The sequence below is a fragment of the Paenibacillus sp. J22P90 genome, assembly GCF_059692195.1.
Map to the genome: position 1 here is coordinate 452906 of NZ_JCAUAY010000003.1, position 26064 is coordinate 478969.

Here is a 26064-nt window from a genome sequence, read left to right on the forward strand (position 1 = left end):
TCCGCTCACGTACTTCTCTCTCTTTATAGTACAATATCTCTACCACTCTCGCATCCATTCTTTGGAGAAAAATGGCGAAAATAATCGAATAGAGGATTAGATTGCCGCTTATTCCCTTTTCTAGTAGTATAAAAGAATGAGATAAGCGAATTTTGCCGAATATTGCACGGGAAATAATTCAAGGAAGGGGCTTCCATAATGGGGAATCTAGTATGCGGCGGAGCGATGATGCAGTGCACATTTGGTGCTGCGCCTAGCTCGTTAATGGTGCTTCCTGCGAATTTGGTCATGACCGCCATGCCGATTGCCAACATTATGGACAATAAGCCCATGGTCAATATACTGCCTTTTGGGATGTGCAATTCGGCGGCGAATCCGATGGTTGCAGCGGCAACAGCTGCGGCTTTTGGCGTATTGACACCGATGCCCTGCATCCCTGTCACCGCTGCACCTTGGGCACCCGGTTCTCCTACTGTACTGGTCGCGAACATGCCTGCTTTAAACAACAGCTCCAAATGCATGTGCAATTGGGGCGGCGTTATTTCTATCCAACAGCCTGGTCAGATGACGATTCAGGTGCCATAGATTTCATATAATGAAATAAGGAGTGGGAGCATTGGAGCCGATCAAAACGATTGAGAAAGTGCTAAGGCCTATCGTAGCACCTTTCATCGGACATGTTATGAAGGCGATCATAACCGTTGGAAGATTGCCTAAACTAGCAATTATTAAATTTCAACAAATGATGCGAGTCTTTCTGCAGACACGTGAATCCTCATTGAAAAACTACGTTCTGATCGGCTCCTACTACATCTCCAAAAGGCTGCTCATTTTCATCCTCTTGTTTATCTTGGTTTTGATTTTCTTCATTTTTATCCGACCGCCTAAGATCGTGAACAAATGGTTCAACCGTGTGCCTGTCCTGCAAGAAAACACGCCTCAGCTCAATAGCTTTTCAGGTAGTGGTAAAATCGTAGCCGATCCTAAAAAAGATAAAAAAGAAGCTCGCTATGTCGGCGATCTGGTTGATGGTCTCTATTCCGGCAAAGGGAAGCTGTATCATGACAACGGCGTTCTCGCTTATGAGGGTGATTTTGAGAAAGGTTTTAAAAATGGGAACGGAGCTCTTTATGACGAGCAGGGTCACCTGATCTATAAAGGAGCCTTCACCACCGATATCTATAATGGAGCTGGCACGTTGTACGACGAGAAACAGAAAGTGATTTACAACGGTGAGTTTCAAAATGGCAAATTCGGCGGCGCAGGTAAATTGTTTCTGCCAAGCGGCGACCTGCTTTATGACGGAGCCTTCAATAGCGGCATGTACAATGGCGCTGGGAAACTGTTTGCCGCTGGGGGCATTGCCCAGTATGAAGGAGAATTCGCAGCAAGTCTATATAACGGGGCAGGCAAGCTTTACGATGCGAAGGGCCTCCTCCTCTACGAAGGCGGCTTTAAGAATGGCAGCTACTCAGGAGAAGGCACGGAGTTCTATGGAAGCGGCATGATGAAATACAAAGGCCAATTCCTTGTAGGCCAGTATAACGGCGAAGGCACCTCCTTTGATGAAAAAGGCGTGCCGCGCCTGAAAGGCGCGTTCCAGAGCGGCGCCCTGACCGGCGCCGGGGAAGCGTATGACGAGTTAGGCAAACTCGTCTACAAAGGCGACTTCAAGGCCAGCGTCTACGACGGCCTTGGCACGTTGTTTGACGCAGACGGCGCGCCGCTGCTGCGGAGTTTTTGGGCAGGCGGCGCGGTCAACCTGCAGAGCTTTATCAGTTTGTCCAGCAAGAAAGTCGAAGACTTGCTGGGCAAACCGGCGGAAGTGACGCTGCAGGATGACAGCGTCATGCTCGCGGGCCAGGAGGCGGCGGTCGCAGACGCCTCCGAAGCCGTACCAGCCGCGGAAACTGGCGCGGCTAACGCAACGGCAGCAGCGCCGACTGGCGTGAAGCTGCTGCTGAGCTATCCGGCCTACCAGCTGTCGCTGCTGGTAGAGCCGTCGAAGACGAACCCGAAGGAAGCGGTCGTCACCTCGCTTAGCATCTGGGGCTCGAAGCCCTTGGCGCTGCTGCAGCCGGGCATCGAGACCTTCAAGAAGCTGAATGAGCCGAACGAAGCTGGCTACAGCATCATGGAGCTTGAAGTCGGCGCCGGTGCTGGCGCTTATAAGAATAGCTATTTTAAAGGTGATTATCTGTTCACTCTCACCCATTTTAATAGAACAAAAGAAGCTCACCTCTTGCAGGTGAGCTCAACCAAATAATTAAACCCCCGAAGTGACTAAGCTACGAACGTCATTTCGGGGTTTTTGTTTACGAACGTAAATCGGCGTGATAAGATTTTGTTGAATCGAACAAATGATTACTTTTGAAACTTATGTCCAAAATTTGCACATACTAACACATACCTACCATTATCAGGAAACGAGGCGACTCATGAGTAAAACGCAGAATAACGAGCACTTGTCGAAGGAAAGCTTTCTAGAACGCATCGCCCGTATGTATTATGTCCTTGAAATGAGTCAGCAGGAAATATGCGAGCAATTAAATATTGGCCGTTCCTCTGTCGCTCGTTTCCTAAGCGAAGCCAGAGAGAGAGGCATTGTGCAATTTCAAATCCGTTCCGATTTGGATAGCTGCCGCCATACTGAGTTGGAAAGCCAACTGATGAAACGCTACGAGATGAAGGATTGTGTCATTTTCCAATCTGATGAATCGGGAACCTCCTTCGAGGTGTTAGCTAGCCAATATTTGAATTCAATTCTTCCTACACATGGATCCATCGGTCTAGGCTGGGGGAAGACACTGTATGCCATTGGCGCCCAAATGCATTTTTGCGACCCTCGACCGGGCTTAAAGGTGATTCAGCTTTCCGGTGGCTCCGGCGCCAAGGAAGAACTCGTCCCGGCTGCATCGGTCATTCAATTGTGGGCGCAATCGCTTCGTTGCAAGCCTCTCCTGTTCCCAGCTCCTGCGATCGCGGTTAATGAGGAGCTTAAGAATAGCTTTTTACAAGACCCCAGTGTACAAGAAATTGTTTCTGAAATTAAGAAAGTGGACGCAGCTGTCGTCGGAATTGGCCATACTGGGGAGGATGCAACTATTATTACATCAAACCTGGTCCCGGGTTTAAGCAGCCAAGCGCTTTCCGCTTCCAGCGTTGGCGATCTGATCTTTCATTTTTATAATGACAAGGGCACATTCTCACTTCCTAGCCTAAGCAGCCGCGTCGTCGGGGCAACCCCTGAGGAGTTTAAGCAAATTGAGCTTCGCATTGGCATTGCGCATGGCGTTGGCAAAAAGAAGGCGATTCAAGGTGCCTTGCAAGGACAACTTGTTAATGTCCTCATCACAAACGAAGAGACCGCGCGTGAGCTGCTTGCAAACGAATAATGAGAAAACCTCTATCGAGGCCATTCAGGGATGAGCGACCGCGTTTAGAGGTAGGTTTTATCGCCAATAAGAAAGCGGTTTTCGGGAACCGAAAACTTATACTTTCTTATGTGGTAATAAAAAACAACCGAGCTACACTACGTGCAGCTCGGTTGTTCCTTCCATCCCTTCGGGAAGCAGGATCGCTATTTTCAGTTCGGCTGGAACCCATACTTTGATGTGCATCCTGCCATCGTGTTGAATTTTCCAAGAGACGTCAATCCGCCCTTCAGTAGGCAGCGGTACACTGCCTTTCGCCCATGTCAGACCACATGGATTAGGCTGAACAACAACTTCATGCCAGCCTGTTTCTCTACAAGTAACGCCCAATACGGCAGTACCTAAGAAATAGCCAGGCGCTGACGACCAAGCATGACAGTGACTGCGCGTTAGTTGACTTGGCGTAGGGTCGGAATCATCCGTTTTCGGATATGTCTCCCAACAGGTTGTAGCTCCGTAATCAAGCATACGACCATACTGCAGACGGATGTCATCAACCAGCTTGCGCGTGTTCCCCATTTTCATCAAAGCTTCGTAATAGAAAAATGACATAAACGGGCTGCCAATCTTGACGAATGCTTCCGGCGGCGAATCGAGATAGCGCTCCAAATGCGCTTGACGCTGCCCGCTCGCAATGTCGCACAAATAAGCGACGACCTGCGTTTGCATACTAAAAATCTCCGAGCGTCGCCCATCACTATGCACACAATCCAGATAGGCTTGTTGCTCCTCTGACCACAGATGTCTTTCGATCGCTTGTTGCAGAGTATCCGCTCTTTGTGAGAATTGCTCCCCTTCTGACGCCATTCCCACCCAAGCTGACAGCTGGGACACGGAGCGGAAAGCTTTAACAAGAAACATATTTTGATGCGTCACGATACCGTTTCGGGGCTGATCTAACGGAGCCCAGTCCAGGAAATTCCATGCCTGCAAATCCAACAATCCGTTTGGATCCAATAACTGTTCATAGTGCTCCAGCGTATACGTCACGTGCGGCCAGATCTCGCGTGCGTAATTCATATCGCCTGTTCGGATAACATACTCTTCGCACGCAATAACCCAGAAGAAGGTCCAGTTGGGAATGACACTATTCCAGCCGCTTGGCACCTGATCCGCATAGAGAGGCGTCTGCACGCTTGAACCAGGAACAAGATCCAAACAACGCTTGACCAATGGCTCTGAACCAAACAAATAATAAGTGATTAGCGCCTCATTCCTGCTATCTCCCACCCAAAACGTTTGTTCATAGGCCGGACAATCTACATACGTATCCTCCATACATAGTTTGACGGTATGACGACTCATTTCCCATATTTCGTTCAATCTGGCATCCGAGCAGCGGAACTGTCCGACCTCGGCTACCGGATAGTTACTTTGCAGCACATTCACGCTATATAATTTTACGGTACGCTGCGCCTTCCGCACAGTAACGATCACATACCTGAAGCCTCGCCGTACTTGAGAGGTGTAGGTTTGTCTACCCTCACGACAGATGTAGCGCAGCGAATTATCTAAGTAATGCGTGTAATGGACTTTACCTTCGTGCATATATTCGACACCGAAGAAATCAATAACCGTCCCCGCACCAGCTTCCACTTCAAACGAGAGATAACCTGACCATTCTGTGCCAAAATCAATGATAAACTCCGTATCATCTTCCCCGAAGGACGGAATTTCGGCATATCCTGCATGAGCCATGACTGCTTGCTGTAAACTTGCCGGAACCGGTTTCTGAACTGCTCGCTTCTTCCAAAGCGTCAAGGTATAGACCGATTCAGGACTGACAAATGCCAGTGAAGCTGGGGCTATCGGTACTCCGAGCTTTATTATTTCATTGATCGAACAGGAAGTACTAATGCTGCAAAAAGCTTCATATTGCCGCTTTCTGCTGTCGTCCAACTCTGTCACAAATGCCTGTTTGCCTGCACACGCCTGGATAAGCCGATCCTGAGCCTTCTGCTGTGCATCGACTATATGGTCAATATATTCATAGTTTTCTACAGGCCCGATTGAGATAAAAGGCGAAAACGCCTCTCCAGCACCAACTGGAGAGATAACCTCAAAAGGGAACTCACAGTCGATTCCCATAAATATCCCCCGACCGTGATCCGATCCAGCTAGTTCAAACAGCAGTAGGTGCTCTCCTGCCGGCAGGTCCAGATCCAAATATAGATCCTGACTCCCTTGCCCCCTAAGGCTCGATTTCGGATACCGAATACCGTCCACACAAACAGCATGTAAGAAAGGCGGTACATACGCAAAGCCTATCGTGACCTTGGCATGTTCCGACATTCGAATGGTCGTTCCCACATGTCCTGCGTATACGGTAGAATTGCCATGGTTAGCACTGTCACTTACAAGAATCGACCGTGCATCTAAATAAGCGGTCCATGACAGCGGGGTTACCTGATGCAGAGATTCAATCCTAGACGGATATATAAGTTCCTCTGTCAAATAGGGAATATCCCGTGGGATTACTTGCACCCATGGCGCCATTCCCACCTCGCCAATGACAACGGCTTGCGCCCAACCGCTATCGTCATAGGCTGGCTGGCACCACCCCTCATCCCAAAGGCCGGCATCTACCGACTCAGCAAAGGCAAGCTGCAATGACATTCGAGGCGAGCGAGACAAGTAACCCCTGTGCCGTTCCGTTCTCCAAGCGCCATCCGTTCCTATCCAGCCCTTTTCTTGATTCCCCGCTTCACCTGCGGTCCAATCGATTTGAGCTAACAGTCCTCCGCGACCCCGAATATACGAAAATGTGGAAAGTCCGTAATGCATCACCATTAGTGCGACCGTGTTCGGTTGACCTGGCTTCAGCCAAGGGCAAATATCATACGTATCGTAGGCCAGCTCATGCGGCCAACTGCGCACGGGTCCCCGCCCGACCAACTCCCCATTTACATAAAGGGCATATCTAGAATCAGCCGTAACTGAAATCGAGGCATCACGCCAGCCAGCTACCGGTACTTCGAATGTCCTGCGAAAACAGTGCCATTCATTGCGCGGGCTTTCTTCGCCATCGCACCAAATCCATGAGGCATGCCAGTCCTTTGATGGTATCGCCATACTCACTTTCGATCCCCCTTATGTCGTTGCCCGCATCATCACTCCGTAACCTTATTGCGATATTCCTGCGGGGTAAGATTCATTTCTCTTTTGAACACTTTGGCAAAATAATGTGCGGACTCAAAGCCTGCATCAACTGCAACCTCATGGACCTTAAGCCGCGTATTTGCGAGCAGTTCCTTGGCCCGTTTCATACGAAGTTCTTTGATCCGATCTGTTACTCGAATCCCTGCAGAAATCTTATATAACCTAGACAAGTACGTTGGATGCAAATAGACATGATCGGCTAATATATCAAGCGACAACGGCTCGCTAATATGCTGTTCAATATAAAGGTTGACGGCGGCAACGATTTGACTGACCCTGTCCTTCTGTTCGCTTTGCTTCAGCGAGAATAACAGCTCGGACAATTCGCCGAAATAGGCTTCCACATCGCGCCATACAGGGAGTAACGAGATATTAAGCAGCGGTTCCGTTCTAGTCATTTTCGATACTTCTGCAAACAGACCTCGACGATTCAGATAAGTAAGAAACATGCCACTCAGCGCATATCGAAATTCAATAATCAGCGGCATCCCCTCTCCCCAAGAGGCGACAAGCGCTGCTATTGTGCGTGTGATTTCCCCGAATAACGGAACGAATTCTTCCTTCTGCCCACTTTCCAGGTGCCATTCCAGCTTTTTCATTTTTTGACTCAAAAGCGCCCCATCCGCTTGTACGGGAACGTCTATCGTTCTGCTTAATTCACCCGCTTCCGGCATGAGCGTCTTCGGCTCAAACAGCAGCACTTCCTTACCCTCACCAAGTCCTTGGCGGAACATCTGCTGCAGCTTCAGATGCTGCATGCTCAGATCATCCCAGTCACACATGGCTCCGCTGACCGCGAACGACAATTGCACGTCGAGCAGCTTCGCACAGCTTGCCTGAATATCTGGCAATGTATCACGCACAAACATTTCGCAATTGCGCAAACGCTCCTCATCCTCGTGCAGCTCTGAGTCAGCTGGCTGAATAAACCAGACCAGCTCCGAGTTACGCAAACTGCAGGATGCTTTAGTTAATGGAGTTAAATATTCATCAGCAATATTTTGAACAGCATAAACGAACAGAGACTTGTCGTAAGAACTGATCACATCTTGCCGCCAAGCATCGATCCGCCCTGCGACAAGGAGCACGTCTTCCTTGAATTGAAGCGTAATCTCCAGTTCTTTCATCCGCGTTTGGGTTGTCCCTCTCGGCTCGAACTCCCCTTCCAACAGGCCCAAGAGCAACTCCTTCCGCTGCAAGGGAATCGACTCACGCACTTGAAGCTTGGCACCTTGAATAATCCGATCTACTTCTAATTCGTCCTGCAGACGAGCGATCGCTTTACGAACCGCAGCGAAGATCGGCTCGTCGCCTTCTATTTTTAAGATATAATCCACACCGCCGTGACGCATCGCAGATTGGATATAGTCAAAGTCTCCATAACCTGTCAAAAAAATCATTTTGCACCGAGGCCACAGCTCCATAATTTTGGGCTGCAGTTGCAGTCCGCTCATCCCCGGCATATGAATATCGGATAGAACGATATCCATCTTCGCAGCGCTCACAATACGCAAAGCCTCGACAGCTGAATAAGCGCGATACACCTCAAGTTCTACGTCTCCCCAATCCAAGAACTGTTCGTACAGGCCATTCACGATTCTTGGCTCATCGTCCACGATCAACAGTTTATACATAGATTCACTCCCTGCCCTTCTCGATGCTATCTATCTGTTCGGCACGTTCATGAACAATTGGAATACTCAGAATAACCTGATTCCCCCCACCAGGCCTGCGGTTAAATGCCACACCGCCTTCTTCGCCGAACTCAAGCCGCAGTCTGCGGTGAACGTTGATGACGCCAGTCGTTTCGATATTGCTCCAGCCTGAAGATGCCTTCAGTTTGTATTGTAGTTCGTCGTAATCGGCTTCAGGCATTTCTTCCCCATTATCCTCCACAATGATGAGCAGCTTATCGCCTTCTTGCTCAAAGCGTACCTCCAACATACCGCCTTCCAGCGTATTGCTTAAACCGTGGTGGTATACATTCTCAATGATCGGCTGCAAAATCAGCTTCGGCACTTCCACACCTGCATAACGCGTAGGCAGCCCAGCAAAGCGAGCTACGATGCGATCCTCAAAACGGAACGACTGAATATCCACATAGGTTTGTGAAAAAGCCGTTTCTTCCGCCAGACTAATCTGCCCCTTCTGTGTTCTGGTAATAAATTGAAAATATTTACCCAAGTACGAAGTAAAGCGAGCAATATTATCGTTTTCTTCATTTTTGGCCATGCGGTATAAAATAAAAAAGTTATTGTATAAAAAATGCGGATTGATCTGAGACTGCAGCTGACGCAGCTCGGACAGATTTGCCCGGTATTGCTGCTCATACACTTCATGAATTAAATCCTTAATTCGTTTGGCCGAATGGTTATACTGCTGATACAGGTAACCGAACTCATCCGATCGCTTGTAAACAAGCTCTTTATCCACCGTGCCATTCTCCAAGCCCCTAAAAGCTTGAATTAAACGACGTAAGGGCTGATGTATTTGCAAGAAGATCGAATAGGAGAACACAATCACAATCAGTATCGAGATGACAGATAACACCCAGAACCAGACACGAAATTGCTTTAAAGCTCCCAGCATTTGTGTTTCAGGCATATACATGATCAGCGAAAAGCCTAGTTTCTGTGATTTTTCAACATTAACCCAATAGGTCTGACCATCAATTCGCAGCACTTTTCTACTTCCACTGTCTGCTGCATGACCTTCAGCTTGGTTTAACTTAAGACCGTCCATAATGGCGTGCATAAAAGCCGTATTGCTGGTTTTGCCGTGGAGCAGCCAGTTTGCATCACGGCCAACAACGAACGCACCGCCACTACCGTCGATCTTCATCGTATCCAAAACATCGCCAACGGCAGCGCCGTCGATCTCAGCGCTGACAAGAAAGCGAGGCTCTCGACCGTTAATTAAGGCCAAATTGGAAAAAGGAAAGCTGACAAATAAGCGACCTCCACCGTATACGAACGGGTTTCCGACCTGTCGGCTCGCGCTTTTTAACAATTCGTACTCTGCATCAGTCAATTGGGCATAGGAGGCTGCGGAAGAAATCAACCTTTTTTCGCTAGGCAAGTAAATGCTTGATTCTCGTACGTAGCTATTCAAATTGCGCAAGCTGGTTAAACGACTCCTCGTATTAATCACAGCATTGCGCCAGTCAAAGTCGTTAAATATTTCCCCTGCACCGCTTAACAAACCAACGTCTCGATCATTAACAAATTCCTCCTGCATACGAATGATGCGGTTGAAATCGCTTTCTAGCTGGCGAATATAAAAATTAACACTGGATTTCATAGACTCTTCTATTTTATCCTGCACATTGCGCTCAGCGTAATTATTCATCATGAGACTAATGGCATAAACAGGCGTCAGAACTATGAGAAAGGACAGAATCAGCTTCGGATACAGTTTGAACAGCTTTTGCAAGTGTCGCAAAGTCATAACTCCCTTCAAATTTTTCCACAAAAAAAATTGCTTTTTATGGTTTCCACACACATGAAGGAAGCTCCTGCTCGAAGATCGAAGACATCTCCCTGCTCATAACGAGATTTATTCCTTAACGCTTCCCATGACAATGCCCTTCGTGAAGTAACGCTGCAGGAACGGGTAAATCATCAAGATCGGCAATGCACCCAAGAAGATTTGGGCGGCCCGCACCGTTCTTGCCGAGATTTTGTCATATTCCTTAAGCGCATCCCCCGTCCCGGTTAGCGAGGTCAAATCAAGGTCGATGACGATGGTCCTAAGGTAGGTCTGCAACGGATAGTGAGACGGTGTATTCATATAAATCATTGCGTCAAACCAAGCGTTCCAGTGTCCGACAGTACTAAATAAGCCAATGGTCGCGAGAGCTGGAAGTGATAGCGGCAGGTAGACGCGAAGCAGGGTAACCATGTGCCCCGCTCCATCCATCATCGAAGCCTCCTCCAGCTCTCTCGGCAGACCTCGGAAAAAGTTGAGCAACAGCAGAACGTTGAAGACGGGAACTGCATTAGGCAGGACAAGCGCCCAAATGGTATCTAAAATGCCGGTTGCTCTCACTGTCATGAAGGTCGGAATAAGCCCGCCATGGAAAAGCATCGTGAATACGACGATCCAGGCATACAACGTTCGCATAGGAAATACTTTGCTTTCCTTCGAGAGTGGATAGGCCATAAGAATGGCCATGAGCATATTAAGCGTTACACCGAACAGAACTCGCTGCAGCGTAATACCAATTGAGCGAAGAAACTCAACTTTTCCAAGTACGATGCGATAGGCGTTCGTCGTAAAATCCACAGGCCACAGCTTCACATGCCCCGCCGCTACAGCGATATCTGAACTCAAGGAAATGGAAAATATGTGTACAATTGGAAATATACAAACTAACGAAAGTCCAATTAGAAACACATAGTTCCAAATTGTAAATAATCTAGATGATAGGGACGTATCCTGAATCAATCGTTCGTCGCCTCCTCTCGGAGCTTTCCGAAGGGAAAGCTTGCTTCGTCAGCTTGTCATTTTAGAATATGCGGTAATTAGCAAATCGGTAGGCTAATAGATACGATACGGAGATTAGAATGAATGACACGACTGACTTAAATAACCCAACTGCCGTTGCAAGTGAATATTTAGCCTGCTGAATCCCCATTCGATACACTAGCGTATCGATAATATCCCCGGTTTCGTAGACAGCCTTATTGTATAAGTTAAATACTTGATCGAACCCGGCATTCAGAATATGCCCAAGGCTCAATGTTGCCAGTAAGACGATAACCGGCAGCATGCCTGGTATCGTAATGTGGCGAATTTGCCGCCAACGGTTCGCTCCATCAACAACAGCTGCTTCATACAAATTCGGATTAATACTCGTAATCGCCGCCAAGTAGACGATGGTGTTAAAGCCAAATTCTTTCCATACATCCGTTGTAACGAGTACATAAGGAAATGCCTTCGGTTCCCCTAGGAAGAAAACGGGCTCGAAACCGAGCCCTTTCAACACGCCGTTCACAATACCAGTTGACGGAGATAGCACATCAATCAGAATGCCTCCTAGAATAATCCAAGACAAAAAATGCGGTAAATAAATCAGTGTCTGAATGCTGCGCTTCACGAATACGACGCGAATTTCATTCAGCAACAAAGCGATAATAATTGGAAATGCCAGACCTGCAATCACTTTGAGCACGGAAATGTATAGCGTATTCCAAATGACCCGATAAATATTGGGCAATGCCATCATATAAGTGAAGTTATCCCATCCCACCCACTTGGAACCAAACAATCCTAGCGTTGGCTTAAAATTTTGAAAGGCTAACGATACGCCTAGCATCGGAATGTAATGATACACGAACAACAGTGCCAATCCGGGCAGCAGCATGAGATGTAGAGGCCAGCGTGAATAAATCGACTTTCGTGTACTCCACATTGCTATCACTCCAAAAGTTTAATTTATTTCTTTTGCTTACCAAACCAGTCATTAACTTGCTTCGTAATATCCGTACCGCCGAGCTTATTGTAATTCGCTACGAATTTATCAAACAAATCCGGTGATTCCCCGAGCAAAATCTTCATAAACGTTTCGTTCGTCACATCGTTAAGTGTAGCGGTTTTTTCAACCATTAACTCCGATGGGATACCGGTAAATTGATCATAGTACAATTGATTTTCCGTTACATACTTGTTGATGACCTTCTCTGAACCATCAGGCCCGAAAATTTTGGCATAACGCCACATCGTCTTGTCACCGCTTTGATACTGCTTCACCTGATCGAAATAACCCTTACCTTCTGGATTCAGCTTACTCATGTCGCCTGCTAAGCCTGCCTTAATGGCCAAATAATGATCAAGGTTCTTCGTGGCACCGAACGTTTTCACATCCTGATACTGATAGACGGCGAAGTTTCCGTCATACATGAACTTGAAGTCAGCCGTTTTCCCAAAAATTTTCTCAACGTACAAATTCATCATTTTAATCGCTGCAGCTGGATTCTTGCTTTTCTTATTCACAACCCAGTAGTACGTTGGCATCGCCGTCACTTGGGCTAGCGCAGGTTTAGCGTCAACGGATGGCAGCGGGTACATTTCCCATACTTGCTTCGCATCAGCCGTCACGGCCTTGTTGAGTTTATTCAGCGGCTCAGAGAACGCTCCGTAAAACATCCCGATCTTTCCGGCAACGATATCCTGTAATAATTGATCCGCCGTCTTCACGGAGAACTCTTTATCGATTTCGCCAGATTTATACAACTCCTGCAATTTTGTGAGCGCTTGCTTCATTTCCGGTTGTAAATTACCTTGAACGAGTTCATTGCCGCCTTTTGGATCTTTGACCCACATGTTTTTGTAGGCATGGAAACCGTTAAAGAAGCCGGTCATTCCGCCGAATCCAGCGAAAATATTGGAGTAAAAGCCGAGGCCAAACGTATCGCTTTTACCGTTTTTATCAGGATCGTTATTTTTGAAAGCTTTTGAGATCTTGTATACATCGTCCATCGTTTTCGGCTCTGTAAGACCAAGATTGTCTAGCCAATCTTTACGAACCCACAGCATCTGCGCACCCTCAATGGCTGCATTGACATAAGGAATACCCATCAATTTGCCGTCTAACGTGGCTGAGGCAAGACCTACACCTTTATCCGTCCGAAGTTTCTCATCCGCGAGCGGGGTAATGTTTTTCTTATACACATCGGTTAAATCGGCAATAATACCAGCATCTGCAAGCTGCTTAAGCTGGATGGGCTGCACTCGGAAAATATCCGGCAAATCGCCGGAAGCAATGGCCACGTTCAGCTTATCATTATAGGTCACACCATCTGTCACCCATTTATTCTCAATCTTAATGCCGTATGTTTGCTCCAACAGCTTAGTCATAACGTTACTGTCTAGTGAATCCCCTTGCGGGAATGTGAGACTTCCCGGCATGTCGCGCACCATGGATACGGTAACTGGCGGATCGTATTTGGCATCTGGGCTTTGTTCAGCTGCGTTGCCTACTGGCTTGGTTGCTGCCGGCGCTGCTGAGGAAGCCGGTTTATCGGTAGTAGTGTCTGTTGTTGTTGAACAAGCGGAGAGCGTAGAAGCTAAAGTAAGTGTTGTTACGAGTAACGACAACGTGCTTTTTTTGCTAATTAAGCTTTTCAAATTTGACCCCTCCATGTATTAAAATCAATCCAGAGCTGGACCGCCTGCGTGCTTACGGCGCCGTACACGGTAGCCATGCCCACGACTTCTGTTACCTTTAGTCTAGCAAAAGCCACTTCGGCTCCATAGGGGAAACTCCCTAGTTTCATTGTCATATTTCAAGTTGTTCTATTTTGCTTTCTTGAGTATACAACCGAAATGATTCTTCTGTTTATAAAAAAGAGCAGCCCTTCACATGCCAAGACATGTTTTACAGGCTGCTTCTTAAGTTTAGTACACTTCTACTTCCGCAAATTGCATTCTATACGCACCAGTCGGATCCGTTCTTAAATTCGTTCCTGTTATTTTTACAAACCTTGCTGACTGGGAAGTGAATGTGAAGCTCTGCACCTTATTACTCGGTTTGGCATAATTGGTCTTGGTCGTCACTATCGTCCAGTTGACATTATCCGAGGATACTTGAATGGTAAAATCAATTGGGAAGCAATTGCCCAGATTACTGCCATCGTTTCTCGGATACAAATCGACTCGGCGAATGGATTGACTGCTGCCCAAATCCGCAGTAATCCATTCGGTATGGTTCGTCGACGTGCTATTCTGGCTGCTCCAGCCAAGTATTCCTGATAACGAGGAACGGAAGCCATCCTTGGCATTGTTGACTGTCCAACCATTGCCCTCGTGCGAACTGGAAGCAGTGACACTAGCAATTGGGTCGCTTTCCAACGTTTTGACATACATAACAGCGTCGGCTATCGTATTCCCCGCATCTGTAGCCAATAGCTTCACATAGCTGCCTGTTTCCGCCAAATCATACGTACCAATATAATTCCACTGACTTCCATTAATCTGTTGATTTACCGTTTTGGACGTGTCTACGCCACCGTTATAAGCGATCTCCAATGGCGCAGCATCAGGTCGATTCGCACCTGCCGTCCATCTCATGTAGATTTTATACTTGCCTGGTTTGAAGGTGTACCAGGAATTGACATCTGGTGTAGAGAATTTCGCCCATCTCGTGGATGCATCTGCTCCGCTCGTACCGTCCGTTGCATAATCATTTTCCCAATAACCCGCTGTGCTTGTGGAGGCCGTCCATAGTGAGTCATATGTGGCATACGTATTGGAATTATCTATAACCACTTTGCTTATGTAGTCAATGAACGTTGTCGTGGTGCCGTTGACCACATATCCTTGATCCAGTGTTTTCTCAAAATCAGCCTCTGTGCCTGCCATAAAAGCATTGAAATAATTAATTGTCAGCTCCACAGATTGCTTATACCGATAGTTATTGGCCCAGTTTGTATCTTTGTGCCAATAATCAACTTCAAACGCGTCTTGGATACGCAAATCGTAGGGAAGCCCGCTATTGTGATCAGAATGATTATCCCAATTCAGACTATCCATGACTGTGTCAGCCCCTACTGACGTTTCAGCCACACCATCCCCATTGTCATCTACCTTCAAATTAGCGTCAATATTATGCGGATTGCCCGCATCCCTGCCGGCATTCAAATGGGCAAAATAATCCTGTAACAAATGTGCCCCATTCCCCAGCAATCTAAACTGAAGCTCTGGCTTTTGATTCTGATTTTTCCAGTACACAGCAAGCTTCAACATCTCAAGTGCGTTGCGCAGGCGTGCATCGTATTTCAAGTTCGTCACCGCATGTGCAGCCACGTGGATGACACCGTCATTTGTATCTTTTTCATAAATATCCAGCGCAATCGGCACATCTGAATTATTTCCATCATCCAATTGAGCAACCCATGCCTTTTCCGCTGCCACATCGCCTTCAGCCATATATTTTAACAATCTTGCTTGCATCAACCCGTAGCCTGTATCTGGAATGGAGGTCATATAGCTCTTAAATGCAGCAGCACGCGTATCATTAAAAGCATCTGTCGCTAACTTCCCGTGACCCGAGCTATTGCTGCTCGTTAAAGAAGCGCCAGCTGTGGTTACGCCCCCCCAGGCAAAGGCACTTTGTGGTGCGGACATTACCATCAGTGCAAGCATACCCATGGAAAGCTTTAAGGACACATATTTCTTTTTCAATTTTTATTCCTCCTTAAGTTTGTTTGCATGGACGATCGATCCTATCTCTTGCTTCCAATCAACATAATTGCTTGCTAAGCCACCCCTTTCGGTTTCAAAATAGCAACTGCGGCTCCGACTGCGGACCTTAGAATGATTACGCTTTCATTGTATTGGATTTCATTGGATTTTTCAATCATTTGTTTAATTATGAGCATTTGCTCAAATGAGAAGAACCGCGTAGCCTGACTACACGGTTCTTCCTAATACGGAAATCTGCTATTTGATAAGAATTAGCTTATTTCGACAACAAAATCGGCTAACAAACCGAAGGCAAGTGTATCATAGCTTTCGGCAGACGGCGGACCATAGAGCGGCGCCTTCTTAAAGTTGCGTGGCCATGCGCTTTTTCGCACACCATCTGGCTCATGATGCGGACCGAGCATATTCTTGAGGTTGCCTGAAACGCGAATCGCAATGCTATTGTCTCCATCACGGAGGAGGTGACTGACCTCATGAGAATCCCCTTGTCCGGCACCAAATAAGCCTGCGTATTGTCCATTCACGTGCAGCGATGCCACTGCTCCTCCCCACTCAGGTAGACGAACTCGACAGGCATGCGCTGACGCTGGCATGTGGATTTGCTTTTCATACACAACGCTGCTGCTGTAGAATGGGTAGCCCTGATCCTTCCATGCCCCTAAACTAAGCGGCTTTGGCTCGGCAATCGTCCATTTGCCTTGCATACTGATAACCGAGAATGAGCCTAACAAGTAAACGGCTTCTAGTTCTAAGCGAATATCGAATGGAGTTACTTGCAGGGTAATCGTATTTTCCCCGTTGACAATGGCACCTGAAATTTCTGCAGCGTTAAAATGGTGATCTAACGACCAGCTCGCCTCACTCCATGTGATCGGAGAGCCGTTTACCGACAACTCATAAGAACGCCCGCGCTCCACCATTAACTGGATCGGACCAACCAAACCAGCCGTATCCGCTTGGAAGCGATACGTTGCCGTAAAGCCGGTGCCTGCTGCAAAGGTATTGCGGTCGAGCAGCCTGCGCTTAAACTGTACTCCATTATCCCAAGGGTTGGTCTCGAAGCCATGATGCTCATAGATTAGACGCTGGCCATGAACGGTGTTGATGCCTTCGTACGATTTGCTTCCCACTTGAATATCACAATAGTCCAGCACAAGCACATTGTCTGTTTCCATTTGGACAGACGTCTGTGCGGACAAGGTTTGTACATCGTTATGCGGTGTATAATCTCCACACCAATCGGAAGTGTTAGGACCACCCGTTTGAGACGTTATCAGGTCGGAATCCGAACTTGCTTCTTCCCTGACAACTAGCAGAAGAGATCCCTCCTCTGGCAGCTCAACCGCTAGCCGCACGTACTCACCTTCTTGCTCGTAAGCAGGCATCACCGCGTTCCCGCTCCAGGAATCACGAATTTCCACTTCTTTACCGCGCAGCTTTAAATCCGCAACAAGGGACTGAGTACTGCTGTTGACGATAAAGTAAGCGGAGCTTCCATCATCATAGTCACGACGCAGATGATGAACGCCGACAGGAAGCGGAGTCTCGCTAACCCATTCGAAGTCAATCGGCAATAATTCATGTAGTAAACTATCTATTTCATCCAACGTTGACGCTGTCAGCCAACCCGGGTAGGATGCCAGCTTGCTGGCCTCTTCGGAAGCCTCTCCATTAATGAAGCTTGACGGCTCTGCCATGGCAATCACACGTCCGCCCGACTGCAAATAGGCTTCAAGCAGCTTCACAGTTGATGCTCTCATATTTCGCATGCTATTCGGAAACACAACGACGTCATATCGGCGACCGCCAACTTGAAGCTTGCCCTCGGCCGCATGGCCGTGCCGCTCCATGATGAACTCATCGCCAAAATCATAATTCCACTGCCGATCGCACAAACCTTGCACTACCTTCAGATGCAGAGACATGTCAGGGTTCTGAGGCGGCGCTTCCTTCAGGCGAAGGCCTCCCTTCTGGGATTCAGGCGATTCCATGAAGACGCTCGTCACAGGATTTAAGAACAGAATTCGATTGTTGGTCTTTCCTTGCGAGAGCATGTAGGTTAGACGTCCGAAATACTCATTCATCTTTCCATACTCTTCCCACCATGGCTGACGCCAATCGAAGGATTGTGGATGATCGCGTTTGCGTGCGCCAGACAACGTAACGAACGTGAGATGTTGATTAATAAAGTTAATGCCGTGAACAACTAGCCAGTCACCTATCCGTTTGTAATCTCGAAAATCAGAATCCCACCCGCCAGCGCCATAAGCTTCACAAAGAACACGCTCACGGTCTAGCTGATTGGCAACACTATGGGCCTCTCGGATGGTTAGCATGAGGGGTTCCATGCCTTCTTGATCCTTCTGCCGCAGCAAATTGGATTTCAGCATATCGATGCCAGGCCACTGCATGTATTCATAAAGCGACATCACCGCAGGCGAGGTTCTTCCCCAAGGGTAAGGCCAATTATGCTCCAAATAATGCCCTGTCCAAGCAATACCGTGCTTCGCACACCATTCATAAATAGGCTGAAGGAAGTTTTCCACCCACAATTCACGAATGGTGTCGTAATAGTCGTAACGAACCTTTTGGGCGTCTCGGCGAAGCGAAGGGCCGGTTACATCTTTGAACAGGCACGGTAAATGGTCCTTTAAATCATACCCGTTGCGTTCTTCAAAGCGCCCTGCGAACCAGTAGCTGAATGGCAAGAAGTTGTTGCCAGCTTGAAACAGATTACCTGGCGATATTTCTGGTTCATCCGTGAAGATCGCTGGAATGCTGCCGCCAAACTTGTCGCCATATCGACTACGATATGCTTCATACGTGCTATTAAGGAATACCTGCGCCACTTCGGGACGCATTAAATCTGTATAAGCAAAACCGCCTAGCCATGAATTCGTCTCTGGCTTACCGATCTCAAACCACAGAAATTTCTCGCCATACTGTCCCCACTCAGAGGAAGGGATACTTGTGACATCATGGGCAATTTCTAACGTTCCGTTCCCCTCAGCGCTTTCCTTCATCGCGAACGCTCGAATTGGATGTCCTGGGCGATTCAGCATACCGGAGAGTACAGGAAGCGCTGACTTGCTGTCCGTTAGGTCGAGCTCTCGCATGTTTACCGAATTAGCCAAGCAATCTGGAAGCTCAGACGGCACATGACCGCCAGCAAAGCCTGACGGATATGAATTTTCATCGTAAATATACAGCTTCAATCCTAGCTTTTCCGCTTCTTCCAACGCAACAGACCACAGCTCAAACCATTCCTCCGATAAGTATGGCGTAATGAGCCCAGGACGAGGATGGACGAAAGCACCGCCAAAGCCGTGTTCTTTTAATTCAAGCAACTGCGTGCGAATAACGGTCTCCGTCATTTCATCGTTCCACACCCATAATGGTGCACTTCTGTACAGTGCAGGCGGATCTGCAAACTGGTTCAAATCGGGTAACGTCATGCTAGTTTCTCTCCTTTTATGTAGAAATCTCAAGTATATCTAAACATTAGATGAGCACGTTTCCTCCGTCCTCTCCTCTTAAGTCTATCGAAACCGCACGACCCTCCATAGTGGAAATTCCCTAGTTTCCGTGTCATTTTTCAATGAGATTATCGTTCATCTTCCTGATAAAGTAACAAAGTAATGAAGTGTATAGTTAATTGATGTATAGTAAAAAAGTAGGAAAGTAGGAAAGTAAGAATAGTAGAATCAAACCGAAGGGGAGTGGATATAATGTCAATAATAGAATCCGATTTGAGGAGGACTGCTATTATGGCTGACGAGGTAAGATCTAAGGTTACAATACGTAAAAAGGGACAGATTACTATAAAAAAAGAAATACTTGATGCAATTTATGCTGATATTGGTGATGAAATAGATTTTAAGGTGGTCGATGGTGTGTTAATTGGTACACCTGTTGTGAGCGTGCCAAAAGAGGATATGGAGATCTATAAGCTTTATCGCCAACGGCTTGCAGAAGTTGATAAATCCGATGCTTGGGAAACAATTTCTATTGAGAATGAAGAGGAATTTATTAAGATGGCAAGGAAAAGTGCCGGATTGGACTAATTAAAGAGATGGAAAAAATCATTGAACATAAACAAGTCCGTATGGTAGATTTTAAGCTCATTTCTATAAAGGCTCAGGATCAATTTGATTCGGTACTATTAAGCGTTTTAAAGTAGCTCAGGTTAATAGTGGCAGATCAAGAAAATTTACAGCACAGTATACCTTGTGAGTATCCCCCTCTGCTCGGTTGGCGCAAAAGCCGTTTTCATGTTGGTATTGATACTTCACCTGATATGCGAATTATTTTTAAATATATAAATGATGAGGTTCATGTACTGGCTATTGGTTTTCGCAATTATATTTATAAAACAGCCGAGGCAAGAGACCAACACAAATTTTAAAGGCGGTCATAAAGCTGACCGCCTTTGTCCATTTTGCCTATTAACGACCCTCTATAAACGACTTCCACCGCTCTAATTCATTCGTACAAATAATGGCCGAAGGATATTTTTTCGAAACCAGCTCCATCTCTTCCAGACGGTCGACCGGCCATACAACCAGCTGAATTCCCGCTTCTTCGATCATACGAGCATACTTTTCAGTGAGAAAGGACAGCTTAACCGCCAAATACTGACCTTTGATCTCTTTCATAAAAGGGAACACATACGGCATGCTGCCATGGAACACGAGGCCTAGAGGGATATCTGCATCCAGCTCTCTCATCCGTGCGACAGAAAAATGGTCGAAAGAAATCACATAGACCTGCTCCATCATCTCTGTGCGACGAACAACTTCCAGTACCGCCTCTTCCAGCCCATCGTAAAACTCGCCTTCCTGTTTCAATTCAATGCTGACGACCAAGCGATCCTTGACTAAAAGCAGTGCTTCCTCCAAGGTTGGAATAACTTCCGTACCGCCGATCCGAAAGCGGCGCAGCTCTTCCGCTGTATAATCCTTAATATAGCCCTTCCCATCGGTCAGCCTGTCCAGTGTTTTATCATGCATTACAATCGGCACACCGTCCTTGCTTAAATGAACATCCAGCTCTAGCTGTGAAAATCCTAAATCACAAGCCGCTTGAAAAGATGGCAGCGTATTTTCATAATATTTTACAGGGTATCCACGGTGTGCAATTCCTTTAATCGTCATTCTCAGTCATTCCTTCCCAATGTAGGTAATTAAAATGCATCAAAACGGCAGTTCAACCTGATCAATCGAAAATCGTCACCTTTCACGTCCAGCACCGCAACACCCGCATTGTCTGCTGGCAGCTTCCTATACGCTTTCAGCGGCATGGACAACAAGCCAGCAATGAAAATACGGATAGCCGTGCTGTGGCTGGTAACAAGAATATGCTCACCTGCGTGCTCTTCTGCTTTCTCCGCAAAGAAATGATGCATCCGATCAAAAACGTCTTGGCCAGACTCTCCCGTTCCGCCTGCCAAGCCCTTTGCCGGATCATCCAGCCAACTTTGCCATTCCTGCGGATAACGGGAAGTAATATCATCTATGCGAAGTCCTTCCCATAAGCCAAAATCAATTTCCGACAGCCGCTTATCTTGATGGATGGGAAGTTCCCTATGCCCTGCTGCAGGCTGAGCGGTTTGGGCTGCACGCTGTAGATGGGATGCGTACACCTGATCGATCCTCACGGCTCGAAGAAAATCGCCGGCCTGCTCTGCCTGCTTCTGCCCTTCCGCTGACAAAGGAATATCCGAAATGCCGCAATACCGGTTGCGATCGCGATTCCAATCGGTTTCTCCATGACGCATCACATAAAAACGAGTCATTTTACTCCACCTGAGCCTTTCCTTCATTGTAATACCCTTTTTCCTGCAATAGCTGTATAAACTGCTTATACCTCAACTCATATTGCTCACAAATCGAAGCTTCAGCCGGTTCCACGGTCAGTTCTGGTCGAATCATCGCGCTCCCCGCTTCTTCCAAGCTGGAAAACCGCGTTTGGGATGCAGCCAGAACAGCGGCGCCTGCCGCACCTTCGGTATGTTTCATTTTCCGAATCGGCCTGCCGCTCACACTGCTTCTAATTTGTAACCAAACGAGACTATTGCTCGCGCCGCCAGCTGTATAAATCGCAGACACGCGTTCACCCGACAAGCCTTCGATAATGTCATAAGAAAGCCGTTCCAAATAGGCGACACCTTCCATCCGAGCTGTAAAAAGCTGCTCTGGCGTAAGCCCCTGTGGCTCAAAACCAGCCGCATTCGCTGAAATAAATGGGAAGCGCTCCCCCTTCTGGTGAAGTGGATAGGCCACCCAGGGTGTCGGTGTGATCTCGCCTGCCGATTGATCCAAGGCTGCAAGATCTGCTCCTTTATAATCGCGCGATACCCAGTCGGCCCCTGTATTACTTGCACCGCCAGGCATCCAAAAACCCTGCGGATGTTTATGATTATACAATCGGCCAAGCGGATCTATGATGGGCTGCTGCGTTACTCCTTTTACGACCATCGTGGTTCCGATCGTTGTATTCCATTCGCCAGGTCGAATAGCGCCCGAGGCGATCTGAGAGGCACAGCCATCCGTCATGCCAGCTACAATGCGGACCTGAGCGGGCAAGCCTGTTAATTGAGACGCTTCCGGGCAAATCGTGCCAAGCACAGTGCCCGGAGCCACAACAGTAGGCAGCCATTCGGCTGGAATCCCCAATTTCTCACTGATATACGACGGCCAGCGGTCGCGAATTAAGTCATAGCCCGTTTTTAAACAATTGGTATAATCGGTAACTCCCCATACACCGCTCAACTTGCCAATTAGATAATCGGCTGCATGTACCCACCGTTTCGTCCGTTCGATTAGGTGCGGATACTGGTTGCCGAACCAGATGATTTTCGGTAATCCTGAAGATGCTTGGAAGATTGTATAGGCACATGGATCACCTTGCGCAGCAAGCGTACAAGCCTCCGCTTCCAGCTTCGATCGAGGATCGCTGTACATCAGCGCTGGGCCTAGCGGCTCGTTCCGCTCATCGAGAGGAATCATCGTTCCCGAGGTCGATGTGACCGATAAGGCTTCAATTGAAATGCCTGCATGTAACGTTTTCAAATCGTGGACGATACGGTTCAGACATCCGGTCAAAGCCTCCCACCATAGAGCTGGAGATTGCTCCTCCCGCGTGTTAAAAAGCTCGAATGTCACCGCGTCTGAGACGAGAAGCTCTCCTTGGTCATCTAGTGCCATGACGCGCACACCTTGCGAACCGATATCAGCTCCGATAAAAACGAGTTTGCCGCTGTTCACATTTTTTCCTCCTCTATACTCCCCAAAAGCACATTAGCCGCCAACTGCTTTGGCTCCATGTTCTTCCGCGATCGGTTCAAGGAGAACCGATTTATTAAACAACTGGCGAATTTGCCGATTATGCTGCCCGAACCATGCTTCCAGCGCTTCATTCATCATGACGATGCTGTAGCCGTCCACTTGATACGAGGCACCAGCAATATGCGGTGTCGCATACACATTGGGCAGTTCAATCAACGCATAATCCGATTCATCTGGGGGCTCGTGATAGAACACGTCCAGCACAGCGCCTCCAATACGCTTTTCTTGCAAAGCCGCAAATAAAGCGTCTCGGTTAACGACAGCAGCGCGAGCGCTGTTTACCAAGATGGCATCCGGCTTCATGAGGCTAAGCAGCCGTTCATCTATCATCCCGATCGTGTCAGCCGTAACCGGCAGATGGATTGAAACGATGTCGCTAGTCGCGAATACGTCCTCGAGCGAACAGGCGGTATATGCTGGATTCGGCGATTGCTGCAAATAGGGATCATAATATTGAATCTCACAAGTAAACCCTCTCAATACTTCGGCAACTCGCTGCCCAACACCTCCGAAGCCTACCATCCCAACGGTTTTTCCGCGCAGCTCATGACCTCGAAAATGGAGATAGGATTCATGCGCATCCGTTTTCCACGTTTTCGATTTTAGCCAGTACTCTGCTTCACGTAACTTCCGCAAAAATACGATCAACGAACCCGCCACTAGCTCAGCTACTGCTTGCGCGTTGCGAGCTGGCGTATTAAACACAGGGATCCCCTTGCGTGTTGCGCTTGCAACATCCACATTCGATGGCGTCCCTCTGCAAACTCCGATAAATTTCAAATCAACAGCTTCGATGACCGAAGTTTCAACGTGATCATGTTCCGTAATGAGCGCATCCGCATTCGTTTCCTGCAGTAATTGAATTAGCTCATCCGCATGGAATCCTCTGCCGTTCAATTTCCAAGGTCTAAAATGTACCTTCCCAAATCGTTCAACAACCTTTAACTCTTCCTCCGTATAAGGAGCTGTTACAAGAATGTTCATCTGCAATCATCCTTTCTTACCCTTAGGATATTTGAACGTTTGGACATTTGCTCAAAAATAATACATTTGCTTATTTGGATTGTAGCAGATAACCTTTAGCTGTACAACATAAAAAAAAGCACCCGCGAAGGTGCCCTATCTCATATATGTTCTACGCCGTCTCAAGCCAACATGACTTCGACGCCGCTATCGCGAAACTGGTTAATGGCTTTTTCCGGAGCACCTTCCGAGGTGATCAGCGTATGCACCGCACTTACGGGAGCAACGGTATGGAGTGACAGATTGCCGATCTTACTATCGTCTGCAACAACGATAATTCGCTCAGCCGCTTCAATCATGCCTTGCTTGGTTGGCACTAACTGTGCATCCGGATGCATCAGTCCATACTTCGGATGAATGACCGGCGTGCCGAGAAATGCTTTCTGCACATGAAGCGACTTCAGCACATGATCGGTAAACATCCCATTAAACATATAACTGGACGGATAGAGTTCGCCCCCAGTCATAATGACCTTGATCCCCGACGCTTCACGCAGCTCCATGGCAATATTCATATCGTTGGTCACGACGGTAATATTAGAGCGATGGACGAGATGCTTCGCAATATGAAGTGTCGTCGTACCGGAGTCAATAATGACGTGCTCCCCATCTTGGATTAGGCTTGCCGCCATCTTCCCGATTCGCATCTTTTGATCTAATTGTTGTACAGCTCTCTCATTAAAAGAAGGTTCATCTTGCGTCCACTGGTCAAATGTAACACCGCCATGCGTTCGCTTGAGCAGCCCCTTCTGTTCAATTTCCTCTAGATCTCGTCGAATGGTAGCTTCATGAACATCGAATTCTAGTGCCAATTCAGCAATTGTAGCGACACGATGTTGTTTTACGTAATCTACGATGCGAAATTTTCGTTCTGCGGCTAACAACGGATTGCCCCTTCCTCACAAATTCATGTATGATTTGCTCATTTAGTCGTATTTTATGCTCATAATTGTTTCATTTAGATTAACGATGAATAATTTCTCTGTCAAGATAAACTCGACTAACACAAACAAGGCCCCTGCTCTTAGAGCGGTCCTTGTCTGCGTAACATTCTTTTCAATTTAAAAATAGCGCTGCAACACTTCAACAAATCTTTTAGGCTCATCTACGGCATACCTTCGAATGCCCATATCCAACAACTCAAATAAATCACGGTCATCAAAATGGAATGGCAATACCTCCAATTCCAGCCCACGTTCATCTAACTGCTGCAAGGCGACAGCGAGAAATGGCTGTGGTATGCGATATCTCCAGTTTCCGTCACCTGCTGGCTCTGCATCAACTAAATGAAGTTGTATAATATCTAGCGAAGCAAAATCCGCCTCAAACACTTCGTTATATGTGCGCATCGTCGTTTCAGGTACGCGACCGGATACCCACAGCATCGTTCGTATTTCTGGAAGCAGCCTCTTCATTTCATAACAATTCCCATAGTCATTATGAGCAAAAATAATTTGTCGCGCTACACCATATTTACTGATCAGTCTAGAGAGACTCTCTACATCAACGTTTTTGTAGTCCAGATAAAGCTCTCGCTCCGAATCTTCAGCTAAAACCCTTAAAATGTGTTCCAAACTGGGAATACGCTCTCCCTGAAATTGCTCACCGAATTTAATACCTGCATCCCACGCAAGCAGCTCTTCATAGGTCAGCGTTGCAATGAGTTTATCTTTATCGGCAACTGGGGCATTTGTCGTTCTTTCTGGCGTAGCATCATGAAGACCTATAATAATTCCGTCCACCGTTTGGCGAATGTCCAGCTCCGGTATGCCGCCTAGTTCCCAGGCGTAGTTTACAGCGGCCATCGTATTCTCGGGCATTTCAGAATTTGAATTTTGATGAGCCTGCCACTTCACGCTTTTCCATCCTGTTTTTTCACGCAATACCATTTCTCTACG

General features: G+C 47.3%; 19 protein-coding genes. 5 read left to right on the forward strand and 14 right to left on the reverse strand.

Features of this window, described 5'->3' with window-relative positions; translation table 11 throughout:
- Positions 1–198 precede the first annotated feature (198 nt).
- The 3 genes from AC58UX_RS12325 to AC58UX_RS12335 all read left to right on the forward strand — a co-directional run bounded on the left by AC58UX_RS12325 (position 199) and on the right by AC58UX_RS12335 (position 3395).
- Positions 199–585, forward strand: coding sequence for a DUF4280 domain-containing protein (locus tag AC58UX_RS12325; RefSeq protein ID WP_497252917.1), 387 nt, complete (start codon positions 199–201; stop codon positions 583–585).
- A 31-nt stretch (positions 586–616) separates the two neighbouring features.
- Positions 617–2266 carry an MORN repeat-containing protein gene (locus tag AC58UX_RS12330; RefSeq protein WP_497252919.1) on the forward strand — a complete coding sequence of 550 codons (1650 nt, stop codon included), beginning with the start codon at positions 617–619 and terminating at the stop codon, positions 2264–2266.
- 172 nt (positions 2267–2438) lie between these two features.
- Positions 2439–3395, forward strand: a complete 957-nt coding sequence (locus tag AC58UX_RS12335; RefSeq protein ID WP_497252921.1) for a sugar-binding transcriptional regulator — start codon at positions 2439–2441, stop codon at positions 3393–3395.
- Between the two features lie 132 nt (positions 3396–3527).
- Here AC58UX_RS12335 and AC58UX_RS12340 read toward each other — a convergent pair whose 3' ends face one another.
- From AC58UX_RS12340 to AC58UX_RS12375, 8 genes are all read right to left on the reverse strand, one after another.
- On the reverse strand, positions 3528–6506 hold the full coding sequence (locus AC58UX_RS12340) for a family 78 glycoside hydrolase catalytic domain (RefSeq protein WP_497253648.1): 2979 nt from the start codon (positions 6504–6506) through the stop codon (positions 3528–3530).
- 38 nt (positions 6507–6544) lie between these two features.
- Complete coding sequence (locus tag AC58UX_RS12345; protein WP_497252923.1) at positions 6545–8227, reverse strand: response regulator; 1683 nt, start codon at positions 8225–8227, stop codon at positions 6545–6547.
- Positions 8228–8231: 4 nt separating this feature from the next.
- Positions 8232–10040 (reverse strand): sensor histidine kinase, encoded by a 1809-nt coding sequence (locus AC58UX_RS12350; protein ID WP_497252925.1) that lies wholly within the window; start codon positions 10038–10040, stop codon positions 8232–8234.
- Positions 10041–10148: 108 nt separating this feature from the next.
- The gene (locus tag AC58UX_RS12355) at positions 10149–11039 is read right to left on the reverse strand and encodes a carbohydrate ABC transporter permease (RefSeq protein WP_497252928.1); all 891 of its coding nucleotides are present in this window, start codon (positions 11037–11039) and stop codon (positions 10149–10151) included.
- Between the two features lie 61 nt (positions 11040–11100).
- Entirely contained in the window at positions 11101–12006 is a 906-nt protein-coding gene (locus AC58UX_RS12360) for an ABC transporter permease (protein ID WP_497252930.1), read from the reverse strand.
- 23 nt (positions 12007–12029) lie between these two features.
- On the reverse strand, positions 12030–13721 hold the full coding sequence (locus AC58UX_RS12365; protein ID WP_497252932.1) for an extracellular solute-binding protein: 1692 nt from the start codon (positions 13719–13721) through the stop codon (positions 12030–12032).
- A gap of 270 nt (positions 13722–13991) precedes the next feature.
- Positions 13992–15776 carry a discoidin domain-containing protein gene (locus AC58UX_RS12370; RefSeq protein WP_497252934.1) on the reverse strand — a complete coding sequence of 595 codons (1785 nt, stop codon included), beginning with the start codon at positions 15774–15776 and terminating at the stop codon, positions 13992–13994.
- Positions 15777–16048: 272 nt separating this feature from the next.
- Positions 16049–19252 (reverse strand): glycosyl hydrolase, encoded by a 3204-nt coding sequence (locus AC58UX_RS12375; protein ID WP_497252936.1) that lies wholly within the window; start codon positions 19250–19252, stop codon positions 16049–16051.
- Between the two features lie 312 nt (positions 19253–19564).
- On the opposite strand from AC58UX_RS12375, the gene AC58UX_RS12380 reads away from it, so the two are divergent.
- Together AC58UX_RS12380 and AC58UX_RS12385 are read left to right on the forward strand one after the other, a co-directional pair.
- Entirely contained in the window at positions 19565–19861 is a 297-nt protein-coding gene (locus AC58UX_RS12380) for an AbrB/MazE/SpoVT family DNA-binding domain-containing protein (RefSeq protein WP_497252938.1), read from the forward strand.
- Between the two features lie 128 nt (positions 19862–19989).
- Positions 19990–20202 (forward strand): hypothetical protein, encoded by a 213-nt coding sequence (locus tag AC58UX_RS12385; RefSeq protein WP_497252940.1) that lies wholly within the window; start codon positions 19990–19992, stop codon positions 20200–20202.
- 40 nt (positions 20203–20242) lie between these two features.
- On the opposite strand, the gene AC58UX_RS12390 is transcribed toward AC58UX_RS12385, so the two are convergent.
- The 6 genes from AC58UX_RS12390 to AC58UX_RS12415 form a co-directional block, all read right to left on the reverse strand.
- Complete coding sequence (locus tag AC58UX_RS12390; protein ID WP_497252942.1) at positions 20243–20950, reverse strand: glycerophosphodiester phosphodiesterase; 708 nt, start codon at positions 20948–20950, stop codon at positions 20243–20245.
- A 29-nt stretch (positions 20951–20979) separates the two neighbouring features.
- The gene (locus AC58UX_RS12395; RefSeq protein WP_497252944.1) at positions 20980–21591 is read right to left on the reverse strand and encodes a histidine phosphatase family protein; all 612 of its coding nucleotides are present in this window, start codon (positions 21589–21591) and stop codon (positions 20980–20982) included.
- 1 nt (position 21592) lies between these two features.
- Positions 21593–23062: an FGGY-family carbohydrate kinase gene (locus AC58UX_RS12400; protein WP_497252946.1), complete on the reverse strand. Its 1470-nt coding sequence runs from the start codon at positions 23060–23062 to the stop codon at positions 21593–21595.
- Positions 23063–23095: 33 nt separating this feature from the next.
- Entirely contained in the window at positions 23096–24127 is a 1032-nt protein-coding gene (locus AC58UX_RS12405) for an NAD(P)-dependent oxidoreductase (protein ID WP_497252948.1), read from the reverse strand.
- A 161-nt stretch (positions 24128–24288) separates the two neighbouring features.
- Positions 24289–25050 (reverse strand): DeoR/GlpR family DNA-binding transcription regulator, encoded by a 762-nt coding sequence (locus AC58UX_RS12410; RefSeq protein ID WP_497252950.1) that lies wholly within the window; start codon positions 25048–25050, stop codon positions 24289–24291.
- A 177-nt stretch (positions 25051–25227) separates the two neighbouring features.
- Complete coding sequence (locus AC58UX_RS12415; RefSeq protein WP_497252952.1) at positions 25228–26055, reverse strand: glycerophosphodiester phosphodiesterase; 828 nt, start codon at positions 26053–26055, stop codon at positions 25228–25230.
- Positions 26056–26064 lie beyond the last annotated feature (9 nt).

Bases quoted from the DNA above. Each gene is read 5' to 3' on its own strand.
- AC58UX_RS12325 (WP_497252917.1), top strand. From the start codon at position 199: ATGGGGAATCTAGTATGCGGCGGAGCGATGATGCAGTGCACATTTGGT.
- AC58UX_RS12335 (WP_497252921.1), top strand. From the start codon at position 2,439: ATGAGTAAAACGCAGAATAACGAGCACTTGTCGAAGGAAAGCTTTCTA.
- AC58UX_RS12340 (WP_497253648.1), bottom strand. From the start codon at position 6,506: ATGGCGATACCATCAAAGGACTGGCATGCCTCATGGATTTGGTGCGAT.
- AC58UX_RS12345 (WP_497252923.1), bottom strand. From the start codon at position 8,227: ATGTATAAACTGTTGATCGTGGACGATGAGCCAAGAATCGTGAATGGC.
- AC58UX_RS12350 (WP_497252925.1), bottom strand. From the start codon at position 10,040: ATGACTTTGCGACACTTGCAAAAGCTGTTCAAACTGTATCCGAAGCTG.
- AC58UX_RS12360 (WP_497252930.1), bottom strand. From the start codon at position 12,006: ATGTGGAGTACACGAAAGTCGATTTATTCACGCTGGCCTCTACATCTC.
- AC58UX_RS12375 (WP_497252936.1), bottom strand. From the start codon at position 19,252: ATGACGTTACCCGATTTGAACCAGTTTGCAGATCCGCCTGCACTGTAC.
- AC58UX_RS12380 (WP_497252938.1), top strand. From the start codon at position 19,565: ATGGCTGACGAGGTAAGATCTAAGGTTACAATACGTAAAAAGGGACAG.
- AC58UX_RS12390 (WP_497252942.1), bottom strand. From the start codon at position 20,950: ATGACGATTAAAGGAATTGCACACCGTGGATACCCTGTAAAATATTAT.
- AC58UX_RS12395 (WP_497252944.1), bottom strand. From the start codon at position 21,591: ATGACTCGTTTTTATGTGATGCGTCATGGAGAAACCGATTGGAATCGC.
- AC58UX_RS12405 (WP_497252948.1), bottom strand. From the start codon at position 24,127: ATGAACATTCTTGTAACAGCTCCTTATACGGAGGAAGAGTTAAAGGTT.
- AC58UX_RS12415 (WP_497252952.1), bottom strand. From the start codon at position 26,055: ATGGTATTGCGTGAAAAAACAGGATGGAAAAGCGTGAAGTGGCAGGCT.